Here is a 24,286-nt window from a genome sequence, read left to right as displayed (position 1 = left end):
CGGCGCAGAGCGTGAGCATCCAGACCCCCCAACAGGCCGCGCTCCTCAGCCTGGTTCGCCCTGCTCATCTCATGGTGCCGAAGCGGTACCCGTCACCGCACACTGCGCTACGGTTCCCCTCACGATCTGACGCTTTCGAGTCGCTTGCGCGGTCACGGGCGTCCGGGGCGGGCGAGGGATGGGGGACCACGTGTCGGCTCGGTCTGTGGCTCGGCGGCTGTGCGGTGTCATGATGACGGTGTCGGCCCTCTTCCTGGGCACGTGGGCTGCTCCAGCAGGCGCGGTCCCTGGCACTCCGGCCCCACGACCCCCGGGCAGCACCGCTCCGCCCGTGGCTAACGGCCAGCACGGTCTCGCGGGCGTGGCGCGGCCCACCATGCGGATCCTCGTCATGGGCGACTCGTACTCGGCCGGCAACGGTGCCGGGGGCTACTACGGGGCGGCCGGCTGCTACCGCTCGCACGCCAACTACGCTGAAGTATTCGCTTCGATCATCCGGGCCAGCCCGTATGCGCAACCCACCGCCGTCACCAACGTGGCGTGCAGCGGTGCGGTCACTGCGGACTTCCACAACTCCAAGGACGGCAGGCCACCGGAGCTCTCGGCGGTCGACCACAGCTACGACCTCATCTTCCTGACGATCGGAGGCAATGACGCCTACTTCAGCGACATCGTCAAGTTCTGCCTGGTCGCGAAGACGAGGACGGCCGCGCACTGCGCTTCCAACCTCAGCCGGGCCGAGAGCATGCTGGGCGACGGAACGCTCCAGCGCAGGATCACCACGGTCCTCAAGGACGTCCGGGCGAAGGCCAATGCAGGCGCCTCGATCGTCTTGTTGGGTTACCCCTTGCTCGAAGGCGACAGCAGCTACAGCCTCAAGTCCGGCAGTGCGCCGACGGTGAAGGTGGGTCAGCGGCTGCGCACGCTGGGCAGCCGAGCGGACGCCATGCAGGCGGCCGTCGTGAAGAGCCTGAATGCGACGACCGCCGGCGGAAGTCTCCGGTTCGTCAGTACGCAGGCCCTGTTCAACGGACCCCCTTACCACGGGCTCTACGCCAACAAGAACAACACCGGGCGGTGGATGGTCCAGCCCGTGATCGACGCCTCCCTGGCGACGTACAAGACCTGGTATCACCCCAACCAGACGGGTTGGGCGCACGAGGGGAGGCTGCTGGCGCGGACCAAGGGCGTTCCCACGTCCAAGACCTACCCCGTGATCTCGTCGCCGCATCTGCCGGACGCCGTCGCGAGCCGCTCCTACTCCGCTCGGCTCGCCACTGCCGACAACCGTCCCGGGACCTGGTCTGTGACGTCCGGTGCGTTGCCCCTGGGGCTGACACTGCGCGGCGCGACCATCGGCGGTGTGCCCAAGAGCAGCGGCCACTCCAAGTTCGGCGTCCGCTTCGTGGACGCGTCGGGCACCTCCGCCAAGGCCGACGCGGATCTGCTGGTGAACTCCGCCGCCCGAGCCGGGGCTTGGTCGTCGTCACGGGCGCCGCTGCCGGCCGGACACGGCGGTCCGTCAGGAGCCGTGCCGACCGTGTCCTGCGGTGGCCCTGTGTGCGCCGGACACGCGCTGTACACGGACACCAGCGGGCACCGCCACTATGCCCTGCTGCAACTGCGTGACGGGGCCTGGGAGACGAGGGACGCCCCCTACCCGTCCGGGGTGGACCGTGAAGCCGGGCAGGTCGACCTCGCGTCCGTGCAGTGCGACGGCCAAGGCGACTGCGTCGGGGGTACTACGGTCTACGCCTCGACCGGGCGGGCCACCGCGCAGGTCTTCTGGACACTGCTGAACGGAGTGTGGACGGCGCAGAAAGCCCCGTTGCCCGCCGACGCGGACACGCTGCTGTCCGGCCCCAACTCGCTCAGCTGCGGGATCGATGTGTGCGGTGGGTCGGGCTGGTACCTGGGTCGCGGGGACTCCGCCGGGCGCGAGGTGCTGTGGACGTGGACCCGGGGAACCGGGTGGAAGGCGGCCAGTGCACCCCTGCCGCCGGGGACGGACGAGAACGCCGATTCGGGGGACCAGCTGTTCGCGTGCGGCCGGGGCGTCTGCGCCGTCACCGCGCACTACAACGACACCGCCGGGGTTGCGCACGAGCTGCTATGGACGTGGACACCGCGGTCCGAGTGGGTGATGCGCCAGGCGCAGCTGCCCGCGGGCGCGACGCTGGAACCCAACTACGTGGCTGTGTCGTGCGGTTCCTCGGTCTGTGCGGCGATCGGCCTGTACCGGCTGGGCGAGCAGGACTGGCGGAGCATCATCTGGACTTGGCAGCCGTCGACAGGGTGGGACGCGGGGCAAACGCCGCCGTCGCCCGCCGACACGACGTATCCCGGCCAGGCGTTCCAGATGTCCTGCGGCGGCGACACATGCCTCGCACCGGGCAGTTACTACGGTCGGCAGGGCGTCTTCCGCAACCTTCTGTGGGTCTGGACCGCGCAGGACGGATGGAGCGTGCAGCAGCCCGCACCGCTCGGCAGTGTCGGTGACAGCGCCGGTCCGACCTACCGGCAGGCGTCGTGCGGTGGGAGCCTGTGTGCCCTCACCGGGTCCTACAAGGCCGTCGGCGGCCGTGTCGTCACGGTGCTGTGGACCACTGCCGACAGCGTCACCTGGGTGGCCGACGAGGACCCGGGTCATCTCACGCGCAACCCTCAGCCGCCCTACTTCAACCACTTCGAGCAGGTCGGCTGTGGGCCGTCACAGTGCGCCGCGCTCGTGTCGTACTGGGACTCCGCCGCCAAGACCACTCGCAACGTGCTTCTGCACCGTTCCGCGTCTTCCCCGGACGGCGTCTGGACGGCGGACAGTCCCACGCGGTTGCCGGCCGACGCAGGCGAGGACCCCAGCCAGTATCTGTATGCGTCGAGCTGCGGCACCGCAGCCTGCGTGGTGACGGGCAGCTACTACACCGACCCGGCCTTCCAGCAGTATCAAGGCATCATCTGGACGCGGACGACAGGGTGAGCGCCGACGCCGGAAGTGCCGCCGGACCGCTCCGCGCGGAGCATGGAGAAGATCACTTGGTCGTGCCACTGGCCGCCGCGCCACTGCGCGGAGCGCAGCACGCCCTCCCTGACGAAGCCCGCCTTCTCCAAAGCACGTTGCTCGGCGAGGTTGGCGCAGTCCGTCCAGGCTTGGAGCCGTTCGGCCCTGGTGTGGTCGAACAGGTACTCGGCCAACAACCGCTGGGCCTGAGTGCCTGTGCCGCGGCCGCGTGCAGCCGGCACCAGGCCGATGGCCAGGGTCCAGCAGGTGGAGGTGGCGGGCCGCCCCCAGGCGCTGGCGAACCACTCGACCCGGCCCACCGTGCGGCCCGCTTCCGCGACGGAGAGCACGTCGCCGTCGGGACCGAGCAAACTGGTCTCTGCGAACCGCCGACGCAAGCCGGCCGGTGACCCGAAACCGAACCACTGGTACTGGCCCGTCCCTTCCGGCCCATTGAACTCGCGCTCGAACAGATCGAGATCGTCGGCGGTCACCGGGCGCAGCGTGATCTCATCAGACATGGAAAGACTCCTGATCCTCTCTATCCCAGGGCTCGGCTCGTACGGCCGGCATGGGCAATGGCGTCTGACTCTTCCACACGTCAAGACGTGCGCCGGCCGGATTCCCGGTGGCCGGCGCCGGGGAGATCCGCCGGACACTACCTCGTACTGGAACTCCTGCCCACCGGCCCCGACCCCGTCATCACCGCCTGTGCGGACGAGAACGTGCGGATCCACCTGACCGGGCGAGTTGTCAGTGGCGACGTCTACCGTGCCTTGCATGACCCGTTTGCCGAATTCCCCTAGCGAAGCCCGGGTGTTGGAAGCCACCATCCGGACAGCGCCGGCCGCCGATCCCCAATGGCAAGAGCAACTCGACAGGCTTCGCACGATCGCCTCGTACGATCCGGAGACCCGGACATGGCATGCCCGCATCGGCGCGCTCGACCTGGCCAGTATGCAGATGCTGCAGACCCTCTTCGACGCCGCGCGCGTCCACGGCACCGAGGTGCGCCTCACACCCGTGGCGGTCCCGGCGTGCTGGGACGGCCCCGTCTTCACGATGGGGCCGGACGTGGCCGCATTGCTGGAGGCGCAGGCCGACCGTGGCCGGCCGCTTGGCCAGCTGCCCCTGGCCTGAGGAGCCCGCGGTCCGGTATCAGGCTGGGGCGCTTGCCCGTGCGCAGGAGCCTGCGCCGCATGGGGGCGGCAGCTGCTCACCTACAGGCGCCGGAACATGTTGGGGAGGAACTGCCGCAGTCGCTGGTCGTCGGTCCGATGGGTCCGGATGTGGTCCGCGCACGGAAACCGGCTGCTGCGGCACAGCCGTGGGACACGGTGCCGGCGGGACCGCGGTGGCGGCTGTGGTGACCATGGTCCCCGCCGACTGCCAAGGGCACGTTATCGGTTGACCATGTCCCGGGTTTGGGCGTAGACCGTCGCGTCGATGAGCAGGTCCGTGTGACTGAGGCAGGTGGTCTGGGTGTTGGTCGCGCCGGACAATGAGACGGAGCTGTCGGGGTTGATCACGGTGTCGCAGGGCGACCACCAGGTCGCATAACGGGGTGAGCCCGGGGTCTCGTCACCGGAGTCGAGTGCGGCGAGGAAGTTCGAGCCGATGCGCATCTCGGTGCAGGACGTGTCGAAGCAGCTGTTGGCACTGTCGGTCCCGTGGTTCGGCCCTCCCAGTGACACCCAGGCGTCGACCTTGGAGGTCCCCGCGAGGTTCTTCAGGTAGTAGCCGTGCACGAAAAGGATGGGATTGCTGGTGGAGCGGAAGGAGGAGCTGCTGGAAGCCTGGGCGGGACCTGACGCCTGCACGGCGAGAAGGGCAGTGGCCGCGGCGACGGCCGCGGACACGAGGGGTCTCTTCACGGAGGGGCCTCACGGAGTGCGGGTCGGAAAATGGCGCTCGACGGTGCGTCTGAGGGGCAGCGCGCACGGCGCTTCCCGGGTTGCGGGAGCCGTATCTGCGCGCGTGGCGGGGGCGGGCCGAGGAGCCGGTCCGCCGTCAGCCACAGGGGGAGGACATGGGGGTCGTTGCGGGGTGGCGTGAGCGTACTGACCGGTAGGTATCGGCCGTCAAGGGGCGTGCACCCTGTTTTTTTGGGGGGTCCGCGTGCAGGGGAGGATGCGGAACTCGTCGGCAGGACGGCCGGGTTGATCACGCTGCGTTAGGTTGCGTCGCCTCGGGAGCGACATCGCGTCGGTGGCTCGAAGCCGCCGGGACAGGTCGGTGACGCGCTGCCCGGCCCGCTGCTGAGGTTCCTCCGCCTGGCTCTGCTCAGGGAGTTCCCGCTCGCCGACCGCACGGCCAGGCCCCACATCCGGACGACGCGGTGGACGGTGAGGGCCCGCACGCTCCCACCTGGCGCGCGCCGGAGCACCGGACCGACCGGACCGGACCGACCGGACCGGACCGACCGGACCGGACCGGACCGACCGGGCCGCCCCCCGCGCGACCCGGTCGTGGCGCGCACGCGCCCCGGGCACGAGCTGCCCGTCCGCCGGTCCTCCCGGGGCCCCACGGCCCGCGCCGTCGCCCGCGACGCGACCGACGAGGGAAGGACCTGGCTCTCCTAGTGCTCCGGTGCCGGATCAGATACCCCCCTCGCATCCAGCCGGCCCAACCCATACCAACGCGACCGGCAACCCGGGCCAGTGCCACGCCCCCGCCGGTCAGCCCACCGCCGCGCCGGCGGCGGCCGGCAGGAAGTCCGGTACCCGGGTGCCCAGGTCCAGGGATGCGGCCCGGCGGCGGACGAGGTCGGCGAGGGCGAGGTCGAGGGAGCCCAGGCCGAACGGGGAGAACACGGTGACGCGGTCCTCGGCGCGGCGGAAGGGCTTTCCGGAGTTCAGCACGGAACCGATCGAGGTGGCGATGAATTCCCGGCTGCCGCAGAGCTGTTCGGCCAGGTGCAGGGAGGTCGACTCGCGGCACACGTGGTCCGCGTCGTCGACCACGTTGACGGCGGTCAGGATGCTTCCCGGCGTCAGGTCGCGCAGCGACACGTGAAGGACCAGGGTGCCGCGCCGGCAGGCGTCGGTGTTCAGGTGCGGGGCGGTGGCGGTGGTCGCCAGGCAGACCAGCCGGTGGGCGCAGAGCGCCTCCTGGACGCTGACGGCGACCTCGGTCTTCAGGTCGGGCCAGTGCTCCTGGCAGCGGGCGGCGAGGGCCTCCGCCCGGGCGCCGTCGAGGTCGTACACGGTGACCGCGGCGAGGTCGGGCAGGACGGCCCTGAGGTAGGCGAGGATCTCGAAGCCGATCACGCCGCAGCCGATCAGGGAGACGCCGGTCTCGGGGACGGACGAGCCCAGCGTCACCGCCGCGAGGGCGGCGCTCGCCGCGGTACGCCGGGCCGAGATCACCGAACCCTCCAGCAGCACCTCCGGCTGCCCGGTGGCCATGGAGTTGAGGATCATCACGGCGGAGGCCCGTTCCAGGCCGCGCGCGGTGTTGCCGGGGAAGGAGGCGATCCACTTGATGCCCGCCACCGGCTCGTCCTCGCCGAGGTAGGCGGGCAGCCCGACGATCCGGTTGCGCGGGTCGTCGGGAAAGCGGAGGAAGACCGAGTGCGGCAGGGCCGTCCCGCCCCCGTCGTGCAGCAGGTAAGCGCGGCGCACCGCCGCGACGACCTCGGCCTCGGCGTCGTCGAGGACCTGGTGGACCTCTGCGGCTCCCAGGATCAGCATGATGCCCCCTTCATCGCCGCCTTCGGCTCCTTCCACAGGTGGGACACGTCGCCGAAGTGACGGGCGACCCATTCGTCGTCGTAGATCGTGTCGAGGTAGCGCTCCCCGCGGTCGGGCAGCACGATCGCGCAGCGCGCGCCCGCCGGGATGCGGTCGGCCAGCTGGTCGACCGCCGCCACCAGGGCCCCGGAGGAGCCGCCCGCGAGGACGGCCTCCCGGGCGGCGAGCCGCCGGCAGCCCACCACGCAGTCGAGATCCGTCACGTGGACGACCTCGTCGGCGAGCCCGTCGCGGTAGAGCGCCGGCCGTACGGCCGCGCCGTGGCCCGGGATCAGCCGGGGCGTCGGCACGTCGCCGAAGATGGCGCTCCCCCTGGCGTCCACCGCGACCACGGTCACCGGCAGGCGCCGGTCGCGGACGTACTCCGCGCAGCCGCGCAGGGTGCCGCACGAACCCGTCGCGCAGAACAGGTAGTCGATCCCGCCCGGCACCGTCTCCACGATCTCGCGCATCGTCTGCCGGTGCGCCTGGGGGTTGAGCGGGTTGGCGTACTGGTTGGGCCAGTAGGCGCCGGGGATCCGGTCGACCAGCGCGTTGATGCGGCGGATCCGGACGGGCAGGTACTCGCCGGTCACCGGGTCGCACTCGCGCACCACCTCGACCTCCGCGCCGAGTGCCCGCATGACGGCGATGTTCTGCCGGTTGGTGCGGGGGTCCACCACGCAGATGAACCGCAGCCCGTAGTAGGCGCAGATCTGGGCGAGTCCGATGCCGAGGTTGCCTGAGCTCGATTCGACGACCACCGAGCGGCCGGGCACGAGGGTGCCGCGCCGGATCAGCTCGCGCAGCATCTCCAGGGCCGAGCGGTCCTTCATGCTGCCGCCGGGGTTGAAGGCCTCCAGCTTGGCGTAGGTGGTGAAGTGCCGCCCCGGAGCGAGCTTGGCGAGTTCGACCAGCGGGGTGCCGCCGATCGTGCCGAGAACGCCGGCGGGCCCGTCGTCAGGTTCCGGCATGGTGGCCTCGTCCCGTCGGATCGGGGCACGGCCCGAGCATGGTGCGGAACACGCTGGTTCCTCCTGTCAGCACTGGATCGAGGGGTGGTGCGGCGGCCGCCGTCCTGCCGGGCGCGCCGGGGGAGTGGGGGGCGGCCGGGCCGGGGCCCGGCGGCTCACCGCGCCGGCGGGCCGGGCGTGGCGCGTACGGAGCGGGCGAGGGAGGCGGCGCCGGCGATCAGCACCATCCAGCCCGCCAGGGCCAGCGCGGCGGTGCGCGCGCCGGCCGAGTCGAGCAGCAGGCCGCCGAGCAGCGAGCCGATCGGCAGCACCCCGTTGGACAGCGTGCTCATCGCCGCGAGCACCCGGCCACGCAACCGGTCCGGGGTGATGTCCAGTTGGTAGCTGCCGAGCGCCACGTTCCACAGCGGTCCGACGAACCACATCGCGGCGTAGGCGGCGGCGAGCGAGAAGGGGTCGCGGCTGAGGGCGATCACGGCCATCAGCACCGCCCACGCCCAGTTCGCCCCGATCACCAGGGCGCCCAGTCCGATCCGGCGGGCGAACCACGGCGCCGCCAGCGAGCCGAGGACCCCCCCGCCCCCCGCGACGCCCACCATCAGGCCCACCCCCGCCGAGGAGGCGCCGAGGTCGCCGGCCAGCACGATGGTGACCAGGAACAGTGCCCGGAACATCAGGTTGCTGCCGGCCACCAGCAGGGTGGTGGTGCGCAGGAAGGGCTGACGCCACAGCCACCTCAGACCCTCGCGGACCTGTTCGCCCATGCTGCCGGCGCGCTCGGGCCGCCCGGCCTCGAACTCCTTGCGGATGAACAGCAGTCCGGTCAGCGAGACCAGGTAGCTGAGCGCGTCGGCCAGGAACGGGACGGCCCGGCCGAGACCGAACAGCACACCGCCCAGCGGCGTCCCGAGCATCACGGCGGCCCGCCCCCGCGCCTCGTTGCGAGACAGCGCCAGCGAAAGCTGGCTGCGGGGCACGACGTTCGGGACGGCCGCGTGCGCGGCGAGCCCGTGGAACACCGTGAGCGCGCCCTCGGCGAAGCCCACGGCCAGCACCAGCGGCAGGCCCAGGACGCCGAGGGCGGAAGCGACCGCGACGGTCACCGCGCCCAGCGCGCGCAGCGCGTCGCACCAGATCATCAGCCGCCGGCGCGGCCAGCGGTCCACCAGGGCGCCGGCCGGCAGCTGGAGGAGCAGTGCGGGCAGCAGCGCCACGAATCCGGCCAGTCCGGCGGCGAACGGCGAGCCGGTGAGGGCCAGGACCAGCAGCGGGTAGGCGATCGTGGTGGCCGTCGACCCGAGCAGGGAGACCGCCGAGCCGCCCCACAGCAGCAGGAAGTCGCGGTTGCGATGCAGCGGCACCACCGGATCGGTGGCGGCCGCGTCCGGCGGATCCGGCGGCCGCGGGTCCGCCGGCGCCCTCGTGTCGGGGCTCGTCATCTGTCACACTCCAAGTCCGGCCCGGGCCGGACGCTAGTCGCGCGACGCCTGCTCCATCTGCCGGCGCAGACTGAGCGGTCGCATGTCGGTCCAGACAGTGCCGATGTGGGCCAGGCACTCGGCCCGGGTGCCTTCGGTGCCCTCGGCGTGCCAGCCGAGCGGCAGCTCGCGGTCGGCGAGCCACACGGAGTACTGCTCCTCGTCGTTGAGGACGACGCGGTACGTACGCTCGTCGGTGTCTTCCTCGGCCACGGCGGGCCCTCCCTCGGGTGAACTGCCGCGTCACGAACCTCACGTGACCGGTGGCGGCGCCGGAGAGCCTGCCGCAACCGCGCCCCGCGCCCACAGAGAAGGAGGCGCAGTCCCCGCGGCGCCGACGCTGCCGATGTGACTGCCGGTTGTTCTCTCGGAGCGGCGACGGCCCGGCGGCGACGCTGAGGCGCATGACTGCGAACCCCTCCATCCGGACCGCGCCGGCCGGCCGCCCCCGGGAGCGCGACGCGAGCTGCGCCCTCCCCTTGACGCTGTCGGCCGAGTCCCCCGGTACGCCCCTGTCCGCATACCTGTCGGACGCCCGACCGTTCGTCCGGGCCCGGCTGCTCGAACACGGCGCGGTGCTGCTGCGCGGTTTCCACGTCGGCGGCGTGGACGGCTTCGAGGCCGCAGTGCGGGCGGTGTCCGGCGCGCCGCTGCCCTACGCGGAGCGGTCCTCCCCGCGCAGCACCATCAAGGGGCAGGTGTACACCTCGACCGACTATCCGCCGAACGAGGAGATCTTCCTCCACAACGAGAACTCCTACCAGGCGGACTGGCCGCTGACCTTGTTCTTCCACTGCGTGCAGCCGCCGGACACCCTGGGCGCCACGCCGCTCGCCGACACCCGCCGGGTGTACGAGGCGATCGACCCTGCCGTCCGGGAGGAGTTCGCCGCCCGGGGCTGGATGGTCGTACGCAACTTCTCCGACGGCTTCGGCGTGCCGTGGCAGCAGGCCTTCAACACGGGCGACCGCGGCGAGGTCGAGGCGTACTGCGCCCGCAACGGCGTCCGGACCGAGTGGACCGCGGACGGCCTGCGGACCCGCGCGCGCCGCCGGGCGGTACACCGCCACCCGGTGACGGGGGAAACGGTCTGGTTCAACCACCTCACCTTCTTCCACGTGACCACGCTGGCCGAGGAGGTGTGCGGCGCACTGCGGGAGATGTACGACGACGCGCAGCTGCCGACCAACACCTACTACGGCGACGGCCGGCCGATCCCGGACGACGTCGTCGCACACCTGCGGTCCTGTTACCGCGCCGAGCAGCGCCGCTTCGACTGGCAGCGCGACGACGTGCTCCTCGTCGACAACATGCTGTCGGCGCACGCCCGCGAGCCGTTCACCGGGCCCCGCCGGATCGCCGTGGCGATGGCCGAACCCTACTCGGCGGCCGTGCAGCAGTCCGCCTCGTCCGCGGAGGTGACCGATGTCCGCCGGTGACAGCGGCCTGCCCCTCTCGTACGCCCAGGAACAGCTGTGGTTCCTGGACCAGCTCCGCTCCGGCGCCTCCACCGAGTACCTGATGTGCGAGGCGTTCCGCATCCGTGGCCCGCTCGACCCGCGGGCGCTTCAGGCGGCGTTCACCGAGATCTCCGCGCGGCACGAGGTGCTGCGCACCCGCTACGGCACCGCCGCGGGCGCCGGCGCGCAGTTCGTGGACGAGCCCGGCCCCGTCCGGCTCGCCCGGGCGGACCTGACCGGCACGGCGCCGGCGGACCGCGAGGCACGCGTGCGCGAACTCCACGCGGCAGAGCTGCGCACGCCGATCGACCTCCGCGACCAGGCACCCTGGCGGCTGACCCTGGTCCGGTTCGCCGAGGACGACGCCGCCCTGCTGGTGACGGTCCACCACATCGCCTTCGACGGCTGGTCCTGGGGCGTCCTGGCCGGGGAACTGCACGAGCTGTACACCGCGTTCGCGGCCGGCCGGCCGTCGCCGCTCGAACCGGTGGCGGTGCAGTACGCGGACTTCGCACAGTGGCAGCGCGACACCTGGGCGGCCGCCCCCGCGCGGGCCGAGCAGCGGCGCGGCTACTGGCGGGAGCGGCTTTCCGGCCTGGAGCCGCTGGAGCTGCCCGCCGACCGCCGGCGCCCGGCGCACTGGGACCCCGCCGGGGACAGCGTCCCGTTCACGGTGCCGGCGGAGCTGGCCGAGCGGCTGGCGGTGCTCGGCCGGGACGCGGGCGCGACCCCCTTCATGGTGCACCTGGCCGCGTTCCAGCTGCTCCTCGCGCGCTGGTCCGGCCGGACCGACGTGGCGGTCGGCGTGTCGGTCTCGGACCGCACCGAGGTCGAACTGGAGCCGCTGGTCGGCCTGTTCCTCAACACCGTGGTGCTGCGCACCGACCTGTCCGGCCACGGCTCGTTCCTCGACCTGCTGGCGCGGGTCAGGGCGACCACCCTGGACGCCTACGAACACCAGGACGTGCCGTTCGGCTGGGTGGTGGCCGACCTCGCGCCCGAGCGGGACCCCTCCCGCAACCCGGTGTTCCAGGTCGGCTTCGCGCTGCACAACGCCGAACGCCGCCCCCTGCGGCTGCCCGGACTCGACGTCGCGAAGGTCGAGCCGGCCACCGACCACTCCGCCTTCGACCTGTCGCTGCACCTGTCCGAACTCCCCGACGGCTCGATGGCGGCCCGGCTCATCTTCCCCACCGCGCTGTTCGACCGCGCGCGGATCGAACGGATGGCGGCGAGCCTGCTGCGGCTGCTCACCGGCATCGCCGAGCACCCGGACACCCCCGCGCACGCGCTGGAGGCCGTCCCCGACGCGGACCTGGCGGCCTTCGAGCGCTGGAACCGCACCGGGACCGAGCGCCCGCGGCAGTCGCTCGCCGAGCTGTTCTTCGCCCAGGCCCTGGCCACCCCGGACGCGGTGGCCGTGGTGTCCGGCGCCCGGGAGACCGGCTACGCCGACCTCGCCGACCGGGTGCGGCGCCTGGCCGGGGTGCTGCGCTCGCGCGGCGTCGGCCCGGAGAGCGCGGTCGGTGTCGCGCTGCACCGAGGGACCGACCTGGTCACCACCGTCCTCGCCGTGCTCACCGCCGGCGGGGTGTACGTGCCGCTGGCCCCGGAACACCCGGCGGAGCGGCTGGCCCACCTGGTCGCCGACGCCGGAGTGACCCTGCTGGTCACCGAACAGGCGCTGTCCGGACGGCTGCCGGCCCACCCCAACACCCTCGTGCTCGACGCCGTCCGGCCGCCGGAGGACGAGGAGCCCCCGGCTCTGGAACCGGTGGGCGCGGCCGGCACGCAGGCCGCGTACGTGATGTACACCTCCGGCTCGACCGGCCGGCCCAAGGGTGTCGTCGTACCGGAGGCCGCCATCCGCAACCGCGTGCTCTGGTCGGTGGAGCGCTTCGGCCTGGGGCCCGGCGACCGGGTGCTGCAGAAGACCACCATCGGGTTCGACGCCGCCCTGTGGGAGTTCCTCTCCCCGCTGGTGTGCGGGGCCGCGGTGGTGACCGGCCCCCAGGACGCCCACCGCGACCCGGCGGTGATGCTCCGTGCCGTGGTCGACCACCGGGTGACCGTGCTGCAGGGCGTGCCCTCGATGCTGCGGCTGCTGCTGGAGGAGCCGGCCCTGGCCGACTGCGCCTCGCTGCGCCTCGTGTGCTCGGCGGGCGAGCCGCTGACCGCCGAGCTGGCCGGCCGGCTGCGCCGCGCGTTCGGCGCCGAGGTGGTCAACACCTATGGCCCCACCGAGTGCGCCGTGGACTCCACCGCCTGGCGCTTCGACCCGGCGGACCCCGGCGACCTGGTGCCGATCGGCCTGCCGCTGCCCAACGCGCGCACCTACGTGGTGGACGCCGACGGCCGGCAGGTGCCCATCGGGGTCACCGGTGAGCTGTACGTCGGCGGCATCGGCCTCGCCCGCGGGTACGCGGGCCGGGGCGACATCACCGCAGACCGGTTCGTCCCCGACCCGGACGCGCCCGTGCCCGGCGCGCGCCGGTACCGCACCGGAGACCTGGTGCGGCGCCGCGCGGACGGCGCGCTGGAGTACGTCGGACGCGCCGACGACCAGGTCAAGATCGGCGGGGTGCGGATCGAACCCGGCGAGATCGAGGTCCTGCTGGCGGCCCACCCGTCGGTGGCCGCCGCCGTGGTGGCCGCGCACCGGTCCGACGCCGGCGACTCCCGGCTGACCGCGTACGCGGTGCCCGTGGCGGGGGAGCGGCTCGATCCGGAGGCGCTGCGCGTCCACCTGGCCGCCGTGCTGCCGGAGGCGATGCTGCCGGCCGCATTCGTCGAACTCGCCGAGCTGCCGCTCACACCGAACGGAAAGGTGGACCGCCGCCGGCTGCCTGCCGCCGCCGAACCGGACCAGCTCGCAGCCCGGGCCTGGGAGGCCCCGCGCACCGCCGCGGAGGAGGCCGTCGCCGAGCTGATGGCCGAGATCCTCGGCGTCGAACGGGTCGGCGCGCAGGACGACTTCTTCCTGCTCGGCGGCCACTCCCTGCTCGCCATCAAGCTCGTGCTGCGGCTGCGGCGCGCCTTCGGTACCGAACTGACCGTCGGCGAGCTGTTCCAGGCCCGGACGGTCGCCGCGCTGGCCGCCCGGGTCACGGACGCCGGCGCCGGCTCGGAACCCGCCCCGGACGCCGGTCCGGACGCCGTCCGACCGGCGGGCCGGGACCGCCCGCTGCCGCTCTCCTTCGGCCAGCAGCGGATGTGGTTCCTTGACCAGCTGGATCCCGGAACGCACGAGTACGTCGTCCCGCTGGCACTGCGGCTGACCGGACCGCTCGACACCGTGGCGCTGCGCCACGCGCTGGACGCGCTGTCCGAACGGCACGAGGTACTGCGGACCAGGTACCGCTCCGAGGGCGGCGAGCCCGTCCAGGTCATCGACCCCGCCGGGCCGGTGGACTTCACCCTGACCGATCTGACGGGCGGGACCGACGCCGAGCGCCGGGCCCGCACCCTGGTCGACGAGCTGGCCCGCCGGCCGTTCGACCTTGAACACGGGCACCCGCTGCGGGCGACCCTGATCCGCACCACCCCCGAGGAGCACCTCCTCGTCCTCACCCTGCACCACATCGCCTTCGACGCCTGGTCGACCAACGTCTACCTGCGCGACCTGGACCTCTCCTACCGGGCCTTCGCGGCGGGCGAACCGTCTCCGCACGCCCCGCAGCCGGTCCACTACGCCGACTTCGCGGTGTGGCAGCGCGAGCAGCAGCGGGCCGGCCGACTGGACCACCAACTCGCCTACTGGCGCGACCGCCTGGACGGCCTCACACCCGTCGAGCTGCCCACCGACCGGGTCCGCACGGCGGTCCGCGACGCCCGGGGCGACAACGTCGTCGTCGAGGTGGCGCCGGAGGTGGCCCGGGCCGTCGCCGAACTGGCCGGCCGGCACGGCGCGACCCCGTTCATGGTGATGCTCGCCGCCTTCCAGGTGCTGCTGCGGCGCTGGACCGGCCGCGACGACCTCGCGGTGGGGACCCCGGTCGCCGGACGGACCCGTCAGGAGACGGAGGACCTGGTCGGGTTCTTCACCAACAACCTGGTGATCCGCAGCGACCTCGGCGGCGACCCGGTCTTCACCGAGCTGCTGGAGCAGGTCCGCGGCACGGTGCTCGACGCCTTCGCCCACCAGGACGTACCGTTCGAGCACCTGGTCGACGCACTGCAGCCGGAGCGGGACCTCTCCCGCAACCCGCTGTTCCAGATCATGTTCGAGCACCAGCACCTGGCGGGCGTCCCCGACCGGCTCGGCACGGTCGCCCTGGAGCCGGTCCGCGCCGGACTGGAGACCGCCAAGTTCGACCTCACCGTGACCGTCAAGGAGCGCGGCGGGCGCATGTACTGCTGGTTCGAGTACGCGACCGCGCTCTTCGACCGGGAGACCGTCGAGCGGATGGCGGGTCACTACCTGACCCTGATCGGCAGCGTCACCGCCGCCCCCGGCGCGCGGATCGGCGACCTCGGCATGCTCACCGAGGACGAGCGGCACCGCGCCCTCACCGCCTGGGCCGACCCGGAGTCCGAACGGGCCGGCGTGCTCGACCCGGCCGAGGAACACGGACTGTGCGTACCGGAGCTGTTCGCCCGTCAGGTCCGGCGGGCCCCGGACGCGATCGCCGTCGTCTTCGGCGACCAGCAGATCAGCTACGCCGAACTCGACGCGCGGTCCGACCGGTTCGCCGCCCGACTGCGATCCCTCGGGGTCACCGCCGAGACGGTCGTCGGCTCCTGCCTGGAACGCGGTGTCGAGGCGGTGGTGGTACTCCTCGCCGTGCTGAAGGCCGGCGGCGTGTACGTGCCGTTCGACCCCCGGCACCCCGCCGAGCGGCTGGAGCTGATGCTCGCCGACGCCGGACCGGAACTCGTGGTCACCACCCGCGCGTTCGCCGGCCCGCTGACCGGCACCCACCAGGTGGTCCTGGCCGACGCGGACGCCCAGGACGCAACAGCCACCGCACCCGGCGGCCCGGCGCCCGCCCCGGTACGGCCCGGCAACCTCGCCTACGTCATCTACACCTCCGGCTCCACCGGCCGCCCCAAGGGCGTGATGATCGAGCACCGCTCGTACGCCCACCACTGCCGGGTGATCGCCGACAAGTACGGGATCGCCCCCGGCGAGCGGGTGGCACTGCTGTCCGCGCTCACCTTCGACGTGGCGATGGACCAGATCGCGGCGACCCTGGTGGCCGGTGCCACCGTCGTCGTCGCCGACCCGGTGTTCTGGACCCCGGACGAACTGCCCGCCCGGCTCGCCGAACACGGCGTCACCGTCCTGGAGATCACCCCGTCCTACTACCGGGCCGTCCTGGAGTCACCCGACCTGCCCCTGCTGGACTCGCTGAAGCTGATGAACGTCGGCAGCGACGTGGTCACCGGCCTGGACGCGCGGCGCTGGGCCGAAACCGGCCTGCCCGCCCGCTTCCTGTGCAACTACGGGCCGACCGAGGCCACCGTCACCTGCCTGCTGCACCCCGTCCCCGAGGCCCCCGCCGAGGGCGACGCGGCCGGCGCCCTGCCGCTGGGCCGGCCCGTCCCCGGCACCCGGGCCTACATCCTGGACGCGGACCTGCGGCCCGTACCGGTCGGAGTGCCCGGCGAGCTGTACCTCGGCGGTGTCCGGCTGGCCCGCGGCTACCACCGGCGGCCGGACCTGACCGCGGAGCGGTTCGTCCCCGACCCCTTCGCGACCGAGCCCGGCCGGCGCCTCTACCGCACCGGCGACCTCACCCGCCACCGGCCGGACGGCACCATCGAGTTCCTCGGCCGCATCGACCACCAGGTCAAGGTCCGCGGCCTGCGCATCGAACTCGGCGAGATCGAGGCGGCGCTCGCCCGGCACCCCGCCCTCCAGGAGGCGGTCGTCACCGCCCCGCAGACGGCCCCGGGCGAACGCCGGCTCGCCGCCTACCTGGTGGCGCGCCCCGGCAGCCCGATACCCGACGTGGCCGAGCTGCGCGGACACCTGGGCGCCCTCCTGCCCGAGTACATGATCCCCTCGGTGTGGGTGCCGCTCGACGCGTTCCCGCTGACGGCCAGCAAGAAGATCGACCGCAAGGCCCTGCCGGACGCCTCGGCCGCGCTGGCCGGCGCCGCCCGCGAGCACCTGGCCCCGCGCGACCCCGTCGAGGAGGCCGTCGCCGCGGTCTGGTCCGAGGTCCTGGGCGTGGAACGGATCGGTGCCCAGGACGACTTCTTCGCCCTCGGCGGCCACTCACTGCTGGCCACCCGGGTGCTGGCCCGGCTCCGCGAGACGTTCGCCGTCGAACTGCCGCTGCGCCTGCTGTTCGAGGCCACCACCGTGGCCCGGCTCTCCGAAGCGGTGGCCGAGGCCGTGGAGGCCGACGTCGCCGCGCTCTCCGACCAAGAAGTGGCGGGCCTGCTCGCCGAGGAAGGCCTGCGATGACCGACACCAGGGACCGTGTCCGACTGAGGCAGGAACTGCTCCGCCGGCGCCTCGCCGGGCGGGCCGCACCCGCCCCGGCGGAGGGCATCGCCCGCGCGCCGCGCGGCGGCCCGCTCCCGCTCTCCTTCGCCCAGCGCCGCCTGTGGATCCTCGACCGGCTCCAGCCCGGCGGTACCGACTACCTGATGACCGTGGCGCTCCGGCTGCGCGGCCCCCTCGACCGGGCCGCGCTGCGCACCGCCCTGGACGGAATCCAGCACCGGCACGAGGTGCTGCGGACCCGCTACCCGGAGGTCGACGGCGAGCCCGTCCAGATCGTCGACGAGCCGGGGAACGTCCCCCTCGACGAGGAGGACCTCGGCGCACTCGACCGGGCGGCCGCGGACGCCCGGATCGCCGCCCTGGCCACCGGCGCGCGCCGGCCCGTCGACCTCGCCGAGGGCCCGGTGTTCTCCGCCGTGCTGGCCCGGCTGGCACCGCACGAGCACACCCTCCTGCTCACCGTCCACCACATCGCCTGCGACGGGCGATCCGAGGACATCCTGGTCCGCGAACTCGCAGAGCACTACGAGGACGCGGTCGCCGGCCGGCCGGCCCGCTCACCGGAACCACCGGTGCAGTACGCCGACTTCGCGCTCTGGCAGCGCGAACGGCTCTCCGGCGCTGCGCTGCGCCGCCCGCTGGACCACTGGCGCGAACGGCTGGCGGGGCTGCCTCCCCTGGAACTGCCCACCGACCGGCCCCGCCCCGCCGTACGCGACTCGGCAGGCGGGCTGGCGCCGCTCGCCGTGCCGGCCGATACCGCCCGGCGGCTGACGGCGCTCGCCCGGGAACACGGCGCCACCCCCTTCATGGCCCTGCTGGCCGCGCACGCCGTCCTGCTCGGCCGCTGGAGCGGCCGGCACGACGTCGCCGTGGGCTTCCCGGTGGCCGGGCGCGACCGCTCACAGCTCGAGGACGTGGTCGGCCTCTTCCTCAACACGCTGGTGCTGCGGGTCGACCTGTCCGGGGCGCCGTCGTTCGCGCACCTGCTGCGGCAGGTCCGCGAACGCGCCCTCGACGCCTACGCCCACCAGGAGATCCCCTTCGAGCGGCTGGTCGAGGAGCTGGCACCGGAGCGGGACCCGTCCCGCACGCCGCTGTTCTCCTCCATGCTGCTGTGGCAGGACACGGCCGGCTCGCCGACGCCGGCGACGATGGGCCCCCTGACGGCCGAGCGGCTGCCGGTCGGCGAGAGCAGCGCCAAGTTCGACCTCACCGTGGGCCTCGCCGAACAGCCGGACGGCTCGCTGTCCGGCGGCGTCAACTACGCCTCGGCGCTGTTCGATGCGGCCACGGCCGAACGGTTCGCCGCGCAGTTCGCCCGCCTGCTGCAGAGCGCGGTCGCCTCGCCCCACACCCCCGTGGACGAACTGGAGATCCTGCCCGCGGCGGAGCGCGACCGCCAGCTCGTCGACTGGAACGCGACCGGCCGGCCCTATCCGGCCGGCACCCTCCCGCTGCTGTTCGAGACCCAGGCCGCCCGCACCCCCGACGCCGACGCGGTGCGCTTCGAGGGCGCCGCCCTCAGCTACCGGGACCTGAACGAGCGGGCCGACCTGCTCGCCCACCACCTGCGGACTCTCGGCGTCGGACCCGAGTCCGTGGTCGGCGTCTGCCTGCACCGCGGCACCGACCTCGTGGTGGCGCTGCTGGCGGTGCTCAAGGCCGGCGGCGCCTACCTGCCGCTCGACCCGGACTATCCGGCCGACCGGCTCGCCTTCATGCTGGAGGACTCCGGCGCCCGCGCCGTGGTCACCGACCCCGCACTCGCCCCCCTGGTGCGCGACCGCGCGGCGCACCTGGTCGACGTCACCGGCGACCTGCCCCGCGGCAGCGCCCACGCCGCCCCGGCCGTCGCGGCGGCCCCCGAGCACCCGGCATACCTGATCTACACGTCGGGCTCCACCGGCCGCCCCAAGGGCGTGCTCATCGAGCACCGGGCCATCGTCAACCGGCTGCACTGGATGCAGGAGGCCTACGGGCTCGACGCCGACGACCGGGTGCTGCAGAAGACGCCCTACAGCTTCGACGTCTCGGTGTGGGAGTTCTTCTGGCCGCTGATCACCGGCGCGACGATGGTGCTCGCCCGCCCCGGCGGCCACCGCGACCCGGCCTACCTGGCCGGCCTGATCGGCGCCGAGGCGATCACCACCGTCCACTTCGTCCCGTCGATGCTGCGGGCCTTCCTCGCCGAGCCGCTGCCGGCCCTGCCCTCGCTGCGCCGCATGGTGTGCAGCGGCGAGGCGCTCCCCGCCGACCTGGTCACCGCCGTGCATCAGCGGATCGGCTGCGCGCTGCACAACCTGTACGGGCCGACCGAGGCGGCGGTGGACGTCACCGCGACCCGGTGCGAGCCGGGCCTCCCCGTCACCATCGGCCGCCCGATCGCCAACACCCGCGCCTACATCCTGGACGCCGCCCTGCGGCCGGTGCCGATCGGGGTGCCGGGCGAACTCCTGCTCGGCGGTGTCCAGCTCGCCCGCGGCTACCTGCAGCGCCCGGCGCTCACCGCCGACCGCTTCGTGCCCGACCCCTTCGCCACCGAGCCCGGCGGGCGGCTGTACCGCACCGGCGACCTGGCCCGGTACCGCGCGGACGGCGCGATCGAGTACCTCGGCCGGCTCGACCACCAGGTGAAGATCCGCGGCCAGCGGGTCGAACTCGGCGAGATCGAGGCCGTACTGGCCGAGGCCCCCGGTGTCGCGGCCGCGGCGGTCGCCGTGCACGACGAGCAGCTCGTGGGATACCTGGTGCCGCCCTCGGCCGACGTCGAGGCGGCCCGCGAACACCTGCGCGGGCGGCTGCCGGACCACATGCGGCCCGTGCACTGGACCCTGCTGGAAACGCTGCCCTTGACGCCCAGCGGCAAGACCGACCGCGCGGCGCTGCCCGCACCCGACCGGACCCGCTCCGGCCTGGTCGGTGCGTACACCGCCCCGAGCACGGAGATCGAGCGGACCCTCGCGGACGCCTTCGCCGCCGCCCTCGGCGTCGACAAGGTCGGGGTGCACGACGGCTTCTTCCAGCTCGGCGGGGACTCCATGCGCGCCATCCGGGCCGTCGGAGCACTGCGCGACCAGGGGCTGGCCCTCACCGTGCAGGACGTCTTCGCCCGGCAGACCGTCGCCGAGCTGGCCCCGGTGGCGGCCGCCCGGCCGACGGCAGAGCCGCAGGAGACCACCCTGGCCGGCCGCTTCGAGCTGCTGGCCCCGGGCGACCGGGACCGGCTCCCGGAGGGGCTGGTCGACGCCTACCCCATGGGCCAGGTCCAGGTGGGCATGGTCTACGAGATGCTCGCCGACCCCGAGCGCAACACCTACCAGAACGTCAGCACCTTTCAGATCCTGGACGACGGCCCGTTCTCCGCCGAGGCGTTCACCGGCGCGGTACGGCTGCTGATCGAGCGGCACGAGATCCTGCGCACCTCCTTCGACCTCACCGGGTACTCCGAACCGCTCCAGCTCGTGCACGCCGCGGCCGGCCTGGAGGTGGAGACGGGCGTCACCGACCTGCGCGGACTGCCGTCCGAGGAGCAGCGGGCGCGGGTGCGGGACTTCCGCGCCGCGGCACAGCGCACCCCGTTCGACATCGGCCGCGCACCGCTGCTGCGCTACCACGCCCACCTGATCGGCGACCGGGAGTGGCTGCTGACGCACGTCGAATGCCACGCCATCCTGGACGGCTGGAGCCACCACTCGGTCATCGGCGAGCTGCGGGCCGCCTACCGCGAGCTGTCCCACGGCACCGCGACCCCGTCCGCGGCCCCGCCGCGGGTCCGCTACGCCGACTTCGTCCGGCTGGAGAAGCAGGCCCTGGCCTCGTCGGCGGACCGCGCGTTCTGGCAGGAGCGGATCACCGGCCACGAACGGCTCCGGCTGCCCGCCGACAGCGCCCCCGCCGAGGCGGACGCGCCGGCTCCCGAGGTGCGGCTGCCCTGGAGGGACCTGGAACCACGGCTGCGGCGGCTCGCCGCCGAGACCCAGACCTCGCTCAAGAGCGTCCTGTACACCGCCCACCTGAAGGTGCTCGGCCTGATCAGCGGCCAGCACCGGTTCCTCGCCGGCGCCGTCACCAACGGCCGGCCCGAACTGCCCGGCGGCGACCGCGTGCGCGGCATGTACCTCAACACGGTGCCGTTCGCCGTCGACCTGCGGGCGCCCAGCTGGCGCGAGCTGGTGCGCTCGGTGTTCGCCGAGGAAGTGGCCCTGTGGCCGCACCGGCGCTACCCGCTGCCCGCCATGCAGCGCGCATGGGGCGGCGGCGAACCCCTCGTCGAGGTGGTCTTCGCCTACCTGGACTTCCACGTGCTCGACGAGCAGCGCACGGACATCGGCACGGTCGACGACCACAGCCCCAACGAGTTCACCTTCGACGTGTGGACCTTCCCCGGCGAGCTGCGCATGACGTGCCGGCCCGGCTGGGCGGGCCAAGAGCGGCTGGCGGCCATCGGCGACGCCTTCCTGGGCGTCCTCACCGCCATGGCCGACGACGCCGACGCGGACCCGCGCGAGTTCCGCGCCCGCGGGCTGGAGCAGACGAGCGGGACGCCGGCCGCCACCCGGCCGCTGCCCGAGGTCTGCGTGCCCGAGCTGCTCGCCGCCCGCGCCCGCCCCGACGCGACCGCGCTGGAGGACGAGCGGCGGCGGCTGACCTACCGCGAACTGGACGCCCGCTCCAACCAGCTGGCCCACCTGCTGCGCGGGCTCGGCATCGGCCCGGAGAAGCCGGTCGCGCTCTGCCTGGACCGCGGTGTCGAGGCGGTGCTGGCCATGCTCGCCGTCCTCAAGGCCGGCGGGTACTACGTGCCGCTCGACCCCGCCTACCCGGACGCGCGCATCGGCTACATCCTGGACGACGTCCGTGCCGGGGTGGTCCTGTGCCGCCCGCAGGACACCCCCCGGCTGGCCGGGTTCGCCGGCGTCCGCAGCGTGGCCCTGCACGCCGGGTCGGCCGTCCTCGACGGACTGCCCGAGACCCCCGTCGAGGCGGGGACGGTCCCCGACAACCTGGCGTACGTCACCTACACCTCGGGCTCCACCGGCCGGCCCAAAGGCGTGCAGGTCACGCACCGGGGGATCGTCCGGCTGGTACACGACGCGAACTACGCCGACCTCGACCCGGACCAGGTGCTGCTGCTGCACGCGCCGCTCGCCTTCGACGCGTCCACGCTGGAGGTGTGGGGTGCGCTGGCCAACGGCGCCCGGCTCGCCGTCTGCCCGCCCGGGGCGACCACGGCCGACGAACTGGCCGAGGTGGTCCGCCGGCACGGCGTGACGCTGCTCTGGCTCACCGCCGGCCTGTTTCAGCACATCGTGGAGACCCGCCCGCAGCTGCTGGCCGACGTACGGCAGGTGCTCGCCGGCGGCGACGCGCTCTCGCCCTCGCACGTGCGCACCGCCCTGGCGCACGGCGTGGCGCTGACCAACGGCTACGGCCCCACCGAGTGCACCACCTTCAGCACCGCGCTGCGCGGGGTGACCGAGGCCGACGCCGACCGCGGCGTGCCGATCGGCACGCCGATCACCGACACCCGGGTGCTGGTGGTCGACGAGGACCTCGACCCGGTGCCGTTCGGGGTGCCGGGCGAACTCCTGGTCGGCGGCCCGGGACTCGCCCGCGGTTACCTGGGCCGCCCCGACCTGACGGCGGACCGCTTCGTGCCGGACCCCTCCGGGGCCGTCCCCGGGGCACGCCTGTACCGCACCGGGGACATCACCCGTCGTGACGCCGACGGGACGCTGTCCTTCATCGGCCGGCGCGACGGCCAGGTGAAGATCCGCGGCCACCGGGTCGAGCCGGCCGAGGTGGAGGCCGCGCTCGGCGACCTCCCGTCCGTCCGGGCGGCGGCGGCCGCCGTACATCTGGGGCCGGACGGCCACAAGCGGCTGACCGGCTATGTCGTCCTCGAACCCGGGCACGGCCCGCTGGACGTCACGGCGCTGCGCGAGCAGCTCCGGCGGCGGGTGCCCGACTATCTGGTGCCCGGCGCCTGGGTGGAACTGCCCGCCCTCCCGCTCACCGCCAACGGCAAGATCGACCGGGCCGCGCTCCCCGAGCCCGCCGGACCATCCGCGACATCGGCCTACACCGCCCCGCGCACACCCGCCGAGCGGGCCGTGGCCGAGGTCTGGGGCGAGGTGCTCGGTGTGGAGAGGGTCGGCGCCGACGACGACTTCCACGTCCTCGGCGGGCACTCCCTGGCCATCCTCCGGATCATCGCCCTGCTGCGCGAGCGGCACGGCATCGAACTGACCGTCCGCTCGTTCCTGGAGCGCCCCACCGTGGCCGGGCTCGCCGCGGCTGCCGAGGCCGGCGCACCGGAGGCCCGGTCACTGGTGTGGCTGCGGCGCGAGGGCAGTCGGCCGCCGCTGTTCTGCGTGCACCCCGGGGGCGGCAGCGCCCACTGGTACCGCCCGCTGGTGCCATACCTCGACCCCGACCAACCGGTCGCAGCCTTCGCGTGGCCCGGCCTGCAGGCCGAGCACGGCCCCGTTCCCTCGACGGAGCAGATGGCGGAGCGCTACCTGGCCGAGCTGCGGGCGGCGGCACCGCACGGCCCGTACCGGCTGTTCGGCTGGTGCGGCGGCAGCGGCATTGCGAGCGAGATGGCGCACCGGCTCACCGCCGAGGGCGAGGAGGTCACCTTCATCCTGCTCGATCCGGGGCTGGACAACCACGAGCGGATCGAGCTGTGGCGGGAGTACTGGCTGATCGAGAGCTGCGTGGCCAAGCTGACCGAGCTGGCCGCGGCGCCGCCCGATCAGGACACCTCGGTGCTGCGGGCGGAGGCCCTGGCACTGCTCGAACACCTGGTGGACGACGTCGACCCGGAAGTGGGGATCACGCTGCCGGAGCACGGCGCCGGCGAGGTCTGGCTGCCCTCCGCGAAGATGTGGCGGGAGGTCATGGAGATGTGCCTGACCTACCGGCACCGCCCGTACGCGGGCCGGCTGCACCTGATCGCCAGCGACGAACTGGCGGACGGCGAGCACGAGGTGGCCTCCGGGCAGTCGTTCCCCGACTACCTCGCCCGGTGGCGCGAACTCACCGGGGACGTGACGCTTCACCGGATCACCGGTGACCACTTCGGCGTCATGAGACCGCCGCACCTGGGCCGGCTCGCCGAGGCCGTCACGGGCATCCTCGGCGGCGGGAGCGCGGAGGGCACGGGCTGACACCGGCGAGGGC

General features: G+C 73.5%; 11 protein-coding genes. 5 read left to right on the top strand and 6 right to left on the bottom strand.

Annotated elements, in window-relative coordinates; translation table 11 throughout:
- The first annotated feature begins 238 nt into the window (after positions 1-238).
- Positions 239-2,977: a GDSL-type esterase/lipase family protein gene (locus ACIP4Y_RS32570; RefSeq protein WP_401399343.1), complete on the top strand. Its 2,739-nt coding sequence runs from the start codon at positions 239-241 to the stop codon at positions 2,975-2,977.
- On the opposite strand, the gene ACIP4Y_RS32565 is transcribed toward ACIP4Y_RS32570, so the two are convergent.
- Positions 2,944-3,519, bottom strand: a complete 576-nt coding sequence (locus ACIP4Y_RS32565; protein WP_401399341.1) for a GNAT family N-acetyltransferase — start codon at positions 3,517-3,519, stop codon at positions 2,944-2,946. The genes ACIP4Y_RS32570 and ACIP4Y_RS32565 overlap by 34 nt on opposite strands.
- Positions 3,520-3,778: 259 nt before the next feature.
- On the opposite strand from ACIP4Y_RS32565, the gene ACIP4Y_RS32560 reads away from it, so the two are divergent.
- Complete coding sequence (locus ACIP4Y_RS32560) at positions 3,779-4,138, top strand: hypothetical protein (RefSeq protein ID WP_401399340.1); 360 nt, start codon at positions 3,779-3,781, stop codon at positions 4,136-4,138.
- A 260-nt stretch (positions 4,139-4,398) separates the two neighbouring features.
- Here ACIP4Y_RS32560 and ACIP4Y_RS32555 read toward each other — a convergent pair whose 3' ends face one another.
- The 5 genes from ACIP4Y_RS32555 to ACIP4Y_RS32535 form a co-directional block, all read right to left on the bottom strand.
- The gene (locus ACIP4Y_RS32555; RefSeq protein ID WP_401399338.1) at positions 4,399-4,872 is read right to left on the bottom strand and encodes a hypothetical protein; all 474 of its coding nucleotides are present in this window, start codon (positions 4,870-4,872) and stop codon (positions 4,399-4,401) included.
- Between the two features lie 804 nt (positions 4,873-5,676).
- Positions 5,677-6,690: a 2,3-diaminopropionate biosynthesis protein SbnB gene (gene sbnB, locus ACIP4Y_RS32550; RefSeq protein ID WP_401399336.1), complete on the bottom strand. Its 1,014-nt coding sequence runs from the start codon at positions 6,688-6,690 to the stop codon at positions 5,677-5,679.
- On the bottom strand, positions 6,684-7,703 hold the full coding sequence (gene sbnA / locus ACIP4Y_RS32545) for a 2,3-diaminopropionate biosynthesis protein SbnA (protein ID WP_401399334.1): 1,020 nt from the start codon (positions 7,701-7,703) through the stop codon (positions 6,684-6,686). The genes sbnB and sbnA overlap by 7 nt, the downstream gene beginning before the upstream one ends.
- 155 nt (positions 7,704-7,858) lie before the next feature.
- On the bottom strand, positions 7,859-9,142 hold the full coding sequence (locus ACIP4Y_RS32540; RefSeq protein ID WP_401399332.1) for an MFS transporter: 1,284 nt from the start codon (positions 9,140-9,142) through the stop codon (positions 7,859-7,861).
- A gap of 33 nt (positions 9,143-9,175) precedes the next feature.
- Entirely contained in the window at positions 9,176-9,394 is a 219-nt protein-coding gene (locus ACIP4Y_RS32535) for an MbtH family protein (RefSeq protein ID WP_358642629.1), read from the bottom strand.
- A gap of 191 nt (positions 9,395-9,585) precedes the next feature.
- Here ACIP4Y_RS32535 and ACIP4Y_RS32530 point away from each other — a divergent pair, with 191 nt between their 5' ends.
- The 3 genes from ACIP4Y_RS32530 to ACIP4Y_RS32520 are packed head-to-tail and all read left to right on the top strand — an operon-like array spanning position 9,586 to position 24,273.
- Positions 9,586-10,620 carry a TauD/TfdA family dioxygenase gene (locus ACIP4Y_RS32530; protein ID WP_401399330.1) on the top strand — a complete coding sequence of 345 codons (1,035 nt, stop codon included), beginning with the start codon at positions 9,586-9,588 and terminating at the stop codon, positions 10,618-10,620.
- Positions 10,607-17,056 carry an amino acid adenylation domain-containing protein gene (locus ACIP4Y_RS32525; RefSeq protein ID WP_401399328.1) on the top strand — a complete coding sequence of 2,150 codons (6,450 nt, stop codon included), beginning with the start codon at positions 10,607-10,609 and terminating at the stop codon, positions 17,054-17,056. The genes ACIP4Y_RS32530 and ACIP4Y_RS32525 overlap by 14 nt, the downstream gene beginning before the upstream one ends.
- Complete coding sequence (locus ACIP4Y_RS32520) at positions 17,053-24,273, top strand: amino acid adenylation domain-containing protein (RefSeq protein ID WP_401399327.1); 7,221 nt, start codon at positions 17,053-17,055, stop codon at positions 24,271-24,273. Before ACIP4Y_RS32525 ends, ACIP4Y_RS32520 begins: the two co-directional genes overlap by 4 nt.
- Positions 24,274-24,286 lie beyond the last annotated feature (13 nt).

The organism is Streptomyces sp. NPDC088810 (genome assembly GCF_044750305.1).
Taxonomy (GTDB): Bacteria; Actinomycetota; Actinomycetes; order Streptomycetales; family Streptomycetaceae; genus Streptomyces.
This window is presented reverse-complemented; position numbering and strand designations above follow the sequence as displayed.